This is a genomic window from Acetobacter sp. DsW_059 (genome assembly GCF_002153695.1).
In the GTDB taxonomy this organism is placed as follows: domain Bacteria; phylum Pseudomonadota; class Alphaproteobacteria; order Acetobacterales; family Acetobacteraceae; genus Acetobacter; species Acetobacter thailandicus.
This window is the reverse complement of sequence record NZ_JOPI01000072.1, coordinates 1-7,099: the sequence shown is the minus strand read 5'-3', so window position 1 is coordinate 7,099 and position 7,099 is coordinate 1. Positions and strand designations below refer to the sequence as shown.

Genomic DNA, 7,099 nt, shown 5'->3' with positions numbered 1-7,099 from the left:
GTTGCTGTCATAGCCCCTGTCCCCGATGATTTCTTCTGTCTTGTCGGGGAGATCTGCCAGCAGCACGTCTGCACTTACATAATATTATCGTAATAATTAATAAATAGAAATTTTTTGTTGAATTTTTGGTGGCATCTGACGCGACCTCTTGTAATCTCTTGGGTTTGATAGATAATTCCTGCGCTGATTATCTGCAGCCGTTTTGATTTTTAGAGAAGAAATGAAGATTATGATCTGCTTTATTTTCTTTAAAAACACAAAAAATAAAACTCAACGCCAGGGTCAGGTAAAAAACTAATGTCTGAAGTTATATCAAACGCACAAACATATTCCGCACAAACATATAATTCTCATGTCAGCATTTCAGATGTTACAGTTGTCAATAGTGGAATATTAAATCTTTCTGGTGCGACTGGGTATAACGTTACAGTTAGCTCTGGAGGAATAGTTGATGTTTACAATGGACTTTCTTTTTTCTATTTATCCACATATGCAACTTCATTTTCAGCCTATGTGCCTACTTCTGGTCTACTAGATGGCGCCACAATTAGTAGTGGAGGAAGTATTTACCTTGAATCGTTTAACAATTTTGGCTCTCCTTTTAGTAACCTTGTTGAAGCCTCTAATGTAGATCTTCAAAATTCAGCTTATATGTTTGTTGCTTCCGGCGACCTGGCTTTTTCTACAACACTTGAGAGTGGTGCTACTTTAAATGTCATTGCAGGAGGAACAATTTTTAATACCCTGCTTGAGAGCGGTGCTACTCTTATTACTGAATCAGGCGTAACAGATTCAGGCATAGCGCTTGAGAGTGGTGCCACTTTAAATGTCATTGCAGGAGGAACAATTTTTAATACCTTGCTTGAGAGCGGTGCTACTCTTATTACTGAATCAGGTGTAACAGCTTCCGGTATAACGCTTGAGAGTGGTGCCACTTTTAGTCTTGATTCTGGAACGATGATACCTGGCACTATTGTAGAAAGTGGTGGTGAATTAATCATTTCTTCAGGACAAAGCTTTTCAGATGTAGAAATTTCTTCTGGTGGCACTGTTTTGGTATTGAGCGGAGGCCAGTTATCTGATGCATCGAACGAAAATAATGGGACTGTTTATGTGTTTTCTGGCGGAGAAACAAACCTTTCTTCCACTGAAAGTGCGAATGTTCTCTCCCCTGAACTAGCATTATGGGACAGTAATAATCAGATCATTGCGGCAGGATCTGTTTTTTCAAGCCTGCTTCTTAGCTCTGGTATGACGGCGGCAATTTATTCATCTGGCATTTTACAAAGCGGCATTCTTGACAGTGGTGCGACACTTAGTCTTGCATCAGGCGCTACGGTTTCTGCACTGGAGATTCAAGGCAATAGTTTATTTAATATGTCTTCGGGAGGCTCTGTTATATCAGCTCAGCTGGATGATGGTGCTGATATAACAATTTCTTCCTCGCAGTTTTTAGATTCTGCTTCTGTTAACAGCGGTGCAGTACTTACTGTGCAGGCCAATGTTACGCTGAGTCAGGTTACAGTTAGTAGCGGAGGATCACTTAATCTTGCTTCTGGCGCAACATCATTATCTATGGATATTAAGAGTGGTTCAGTTGTAACAACATCTGGTGCTTATATTAGTAACGTAACAGTTGACTCTGGCGGTGATCTTAATATTATTTACGGACCAGGAAGTATTGGTGAACAAGATAATGTATTATCAAATATTACGGTATTATCATCAGGAATTATAAGTGCTGAAAACGTTTATTTAGGGGGTGTTGATATTAGTAGCGGCGCAGTTATTACAGCTGGTGAAAATTCAATAATATACCCTTATGAATTCAATAATGATGGTACAATTATTGCTACATCTGGTGGTACTGTAGACGGTGTTAATGGTAATTCAGGTGGATCAGGTCAGGTCATTGTTTCTTCCGGCGGTGAATTATCAGCCGCAAGTGTTTTTAGTGGCGGCACGGTAACGATTAGCTCTGGCGGTACACTCGTGCGTGGAGATGTGGAAGCCGGAGGAGAGGTTTTTGTTTCTTCCGGGGCTGTCGTATCAGGGGTGGAGTTACAGAATTCTGCTTTATTCAGTGTAGCATCAGGTGTGGAAGTCATTTCAGCCTCACTTGGTAGCGATAGTGAATTCACCATTTCATCAGGTCAGGATTTTGTTGATTTTGTTCTGAGCGGTGGTGCCACACTTAATGTGGAATCTGGCGCAGTTCTTTCGGGTATTACAATTGAATCCGGCTCTATATTAAATTCTGAATCAGGCGCGACCGTTACTGATATTTCTTATGGAAGCGGCATGTATCTGACAGCAAAATCAGGTCAGATACTCAGTGATGAGATTTTTAAGAATGGAGGTATTCTCTCGGTCATATCAGGTGGTGAAGCTGATAATATTATTATTTCTTCTGGTGGTATACTTAATATTTCTTCTGGTGGGGCTGTTTCCGGTATAGAGCTGGAGAGTGGTGGCTCTGTGAATATAGGCACCGGGGGGACGGTTGTTTCAGCTCAGATTGATAATGGTGTTTATTTAAACCTCTCTTCAGTGGCAGTATATAAAGACCTTAATGTAAGTAATGGTGCAACTTTAGGACTTGGTAATGGATTGGTTATATCAGGGCTGACATTAGAGTCAGGCTCCTTCATGAATTATGATTCTGATGATACGTTGGTTGACGTCACTCTTTCATCAAATGCTTCTTTGCAGAATTATTATGGAAGTAACAATACATATATTGATCTCTCTTTAAATAATAGTCCAATATTTTTTAGTTCGAGCATTGTTTCCGGCCTCACTATTGATGGGTCATCGGTTTCTTCAGGTATTAATCAGGATAATAACAATATTTTTTATGACACCTCTGTTTCAGGAGCCACAGTTCATAATGGTATTTTAACTCTCAATACAGGTAGTATTGGCTCAGATATTATACTTGACAGCGGTGCTGAGCTTATAGCGACTTCCGGCACAACTGTTTCGGGCGTTTCTATAATGAGCGGGGCCTCTGCCCAGTTGCAGAGTGATGTCATAGCATCAGGTATGACGCTGTATAGCGGAGGCTCACTCAGTATCTCGTCTAATGCGGTTGTGTCTGGCCTGACACTCGAAAGCGGTGCACAAATTGATCAGACGTCTGGCAGCACCTTCGTCAGTGCCATTATTCAAAGCGGTGCCGGCATTATCAGTTCTGCTGGTGACACGTTTATTAGTACGACCCTTAATAATGGTGATATTGAAAGCCTTTCAGGCATTGTATCGGGTCTGACCATTAACGCAGATAATAATGTCGCCGGAGGACAATTTCAGACAGGGCAGGTTTCAGGAGCCACTCTAAATGGCGGGGAACTGCTTATTTATGTTGATTCTGTTGCATCGGGGGTTTTTGTCGGCAGCAATGCAAAATTTGCTGTTTTCTCAGGCTCTACGGCTACTGATGTCACAGTAGGAGAGAGTGGATCGGCTTTCGTCTCTGAGGATAGCCTTATAACGCAGGCAACAGTTACTTCTGGTGGTGGGTTGCTTACTGTTTCGGGAGGCACTCTAACACAGATTGTAGTAAGCAGCGGTGCGCAGATCATTGTCTCCGGTGGCGGTATGACGCAAAACGATACGCTGTATGATGGAGGTGTCATTAATGTCAGCTCAGGTGGATCAGTTGCTGATATTACCTTCTCTGGCGGTGGCACAGTTAATCTTTACTCTGGTGGTATTGACCCGCTGACTATTGCAGATCACGGTGTTCTCAATGTCTCATCAGGTGCAGTGATATCAGGTGATATTGCTGAAACTGACGGCATTATTAACGTGCTTTCAGGTGGCCTCGCTTCTGACACAGTTGTGAGCAGCGGCGGTACACTTTATCTCACCTCGGGCGCCACGATTTCTGGTGTAACTTCAGTCATAAGTGGTGGCACAACAGAGATTAACGGCACTGTTAGCGGTAATGGCAGTATCGATCTTTATTCAGGTGGGGTTCTGGTTATTTCCGGCAGTACAATGCCATCTAATACCATTCATTTCGTCACATCAGGTGGCATTATTGATTTTACTGACCTACACACGATTACCAGTGTCAGTGGAACGGATGAGAGCCTGACAGTGAGTGGGGAGGGCGCAGATGGCACTGAAAAAACTTACTCACTGACCACTGAAAATGGCAGTGATCCTGCTAATTATGTGGTGATTGGAAATCAGCTTGTAGAAGTTTGCTTTCTTTCTGACACACTTATCCGTACGCCAGGTGGCGAAGTTGCTGTAGAAACGCTGAATATAGGGGATGAAGTCCTGACTTACGCCCACAGTGCTATCCGTGCCGAGCGTATAACGTGGGTTGGCCGATCACATTGTACTGTGCGCTCTCATTTACCAGATGATGAGGCAGGCTACCCTGTGCGTATTCTGAAAAATGCGGTGGCTGAGGGTGTGCCATTTAAAGATATGCTGATTACCTCAGAGCATTGTCTGTTTTTTGATGGCCGGTTTATTCCCGTGCGTATGCTGGTGAACGGCCGCTCAGTATTTTATGATAAGTCGATCACATCCTATGATTATTATCATATTGAAACAGGTGAGCACGCTGTCATTATGGCAGATGGAATGCTGACTGAAAGCTACCTTGATACTGGCAATCGTCAGGCCTTTTATCAGCATGGTAAGCTTGTGGCTTTTACACCATCCCGTAACCTGACATGGGATGATGCAGCAGCTCCTCTCGATGTTTCACAACAGTTTGCTGAAAATATCTTCCGTCACATAGAAGAACGTGCGGAACAGATGGACCTGCCACACCAGAGCAAAACAACAGAACTAACATATGATCCTGACCTGCATCTTCTGACGCAAACGGGTGATGTTATCCGGCAGATACGCCGCCAGAACGGGCGGGCTCTGTTCATGATACCGGCAGGTACAGCATCAGTAACTCTGATGTCCCGTACCAGTCGTCCGTATGATGTAGTAGGGCCATTTATTGATGACAGGCGTGTTCTTGGTGTTCTTGTGGGCATGGTGACGCTTCTTGAAGGGGCTGCGTCTATGGTCGTGGACACACATCTGACACAGGAGGAGCTGGCAGGCTGGCACTGCACGGAAAGCAGCAGGACGATGCGCTGGACTAAAGGAGATGCTGTTCTTCCTCTGGGGCTGAGCAGCGAAATAAGGGTGCTCTCTGTCGAGGTCATAGCAGCAGGACCTTACAGACAGCATAAAGAGCAGCCAGTTAACCTGAAGTTTGCAGGATAAGTCTGGAAATATGGAGAGTGATCTGGAACAGCCCTATCCAGATCCAACCAGGCTCAGGACTCATTCTTTAAGATAGAAGACGAAGCCTGCTGCGATATGAATTGCAGACATGAATGTATGAGCACAGCGGTCATATCATGTTGCGACACGTCGCCAGTCTTTGAGCTTCGCGAACATATTTTCGATCACCGATGAGTTCCTCTGCCTCATCCGACAGGTTCGCCAGCAGCACATCAGCACCTTTGAAATCACTGACATGTCCGGGGCTATCAGATGAAGGCGGACAGGTCGCCCCTGATCATCACACACGGCGTGAAGTTTTGAGTTCAGGTCGCCTTTTGTGCGTCCGATATGTCGGGGAAAATCCCCTTTTTGAGCAGGGACGCCGATGTCCGGTGTGCCTTGAGGTGCGTTGCATCGATCATCAGACGCTTCGAACGGCCAGCCTGTTCTGTCAGGGCGACAAAGATCCTGTCAAAAACACCCGAGCGGCTCCACCGGGTAAAGCGATTATACAAAGTCTTGTGCGGACCATATGCTTTGGGGGCATCCTTCCACTGAAGCCCGTTGCGGATGACACAAACGATTCCGCTCAGAACACGCCGGTCATCCATGCGTGGCACGCCGTGCGCCAGAGGAAAAAATGGTTCAATCCACTTCATATGGAACCAGCTCGTGCAAAGAGAGCTTATAGCAAAAAATCCATGGGCAGGCTGGCACTTCTGGCTTCCGCTTCGTGGCATACTTCCTTGGTGCCTGAACCGACCTTCCGGCTTGTGACCCTTATTGCTGCTTATACCGGCATGAGGATGGGAGAGATTTGCACGCTAAGGAAAGAAGACCTGCAAACCCATGAGAGTGTTCCCTGCTTTATGGTCAGACCTCATGCAGAAGACAACTGGTCACCCAAGACCGAAGCAGGCACCCGTGTCATTCCCCTACACTCCAAACTCATAGAGGCCGGCATAATGGCCCTCAAGAACAACACCGAAAGCGATTACCTCATACCCGGCCTTGATGGGTCTAAACAGAAAGACCGAGGGGCCACACTGAGCCGGGTCTTCTCCCAACTCAAGACCCGCCTTGGCCTGCCAGCAGAAATTACATTTCATTCCTTCCGGCACACGGTTTCCACTCAACTCAGAAATGCCAACGCAGACATTCGGGAGATATGGATAGACAGGCTTCTGGGTCACGAGGCGAGCCATAGAAGTCAGGGCACCACCACCTATCTGACCGGCATTTCAATAGCCAATCTCAGGCAGACAGTAGAGGCCATACGCTACCCGGAGACAGCGTTCAAAAAAGTAACGTTAAAGGGGGAGCCAGCAGTGCTCAATGGCTACCCATTGAGCATCTGGCAAGGGGGAGTGTCTCCCCCGTTGACCCCCTGAAGCACAAGCCTCTCTGATGACAGCTTTCGCCTTCATATCGGACGTCGTGTAGTGTGACCTGCATTCCGCATAGCAGACATTGGATTTCTAATTGATTACGTATCTACTGGTGAAATTATTCCATAAAAGGACAACGTGTTGTTTCAAAATTCAAACTTACAAGAAGCCATCGAATCTGTTCGGTATCATCAATGTGGACTAGAAGCAGCAAATAATGCTTATATTACAGCTCTCAAAAACTATGCCGCCTCCCTCTCATCAAGCGCAGGTCAGCTAGCTATTGAGAAGCTTTTGGCAAACTACAAACCGCGAGTTTATGAACTCCTGATTTGCCTAGAGCAGTTCCACTTTAATCTGGCTCATACCCTGCGGCTGTAAAGAAACTGGCGCATTAGCTGGGGGTGAAAGCCGGAAGCAGAGCTCCGACGGTATCCCACAGAGCACCGACAGTTCGTTCG

At 45.8% G+C, this 7,099-nt stretch carries 3 protein-coding genes and 1 pseudogene; 3 read left to right on the top strand and 1 reads right to left on the bottom strand.

Translation table 11 applies throughout. From position 1 onward, the window contains the following. Positions 1 to 513: 513 nt before the first annotated feature. Positions 514 to 5,247, top strand: coding sequence for a Hint domain-containing protein (locus HK25_RS11825; protein WP_158092960.1), 4,734 nt, complete (start codon positions 514 to 516; stop codon positions 5,245 to 5,247). 60 nt (positions 5,248 to 5,307) lie between these two features. Here the strand turns inward: HK25_RS11825 and HK25_RS11820 are convergent. Beyond that, positions 5,308 to 5,909 (bottom strand): annotated as a pseudogene (locus HK25_RS11820) (IS5 family transposase). Between HK25_RS11820 and HK25_RS11815 the strand changes: the two are divergent. Together HK25_RS11815 and HK25_RS11810 are read left to right on the top strand one after the other, a co-directional pair. Beyond that, positions 5,910 to 6,641, top strand: a complete 732-nt coding sequence (locus HK25_RS11815; RefSeq protein WP_233127821.1) for a site-specific integrase — start codon at positions 5,910 to 5,912, stop codon at positions 6,639 to 6,641. 135 nt (positions 6,642 to 6,776) lie between these two features. Further along, entirely contained in the window at positions 6,777 to 7,019 is a 243-nt protein-coding gene (locus tag HK25_RS11810) for a hypothetical protein (protein WP_086636355.1), read from the top strand. Positions 7,020 to 7,099 lie beyond the last annotated feature (80 nt).

Excerpts from the sequence above, each read along its gene's own strand:
- HK25_RS11815 (WP_233127821.1), top strand. The coding sequence starts at position 5,910 with ATGGAACCAGCTCGTGCAAAGAGAGCTTATAGCAAAAAATCCATGGGC.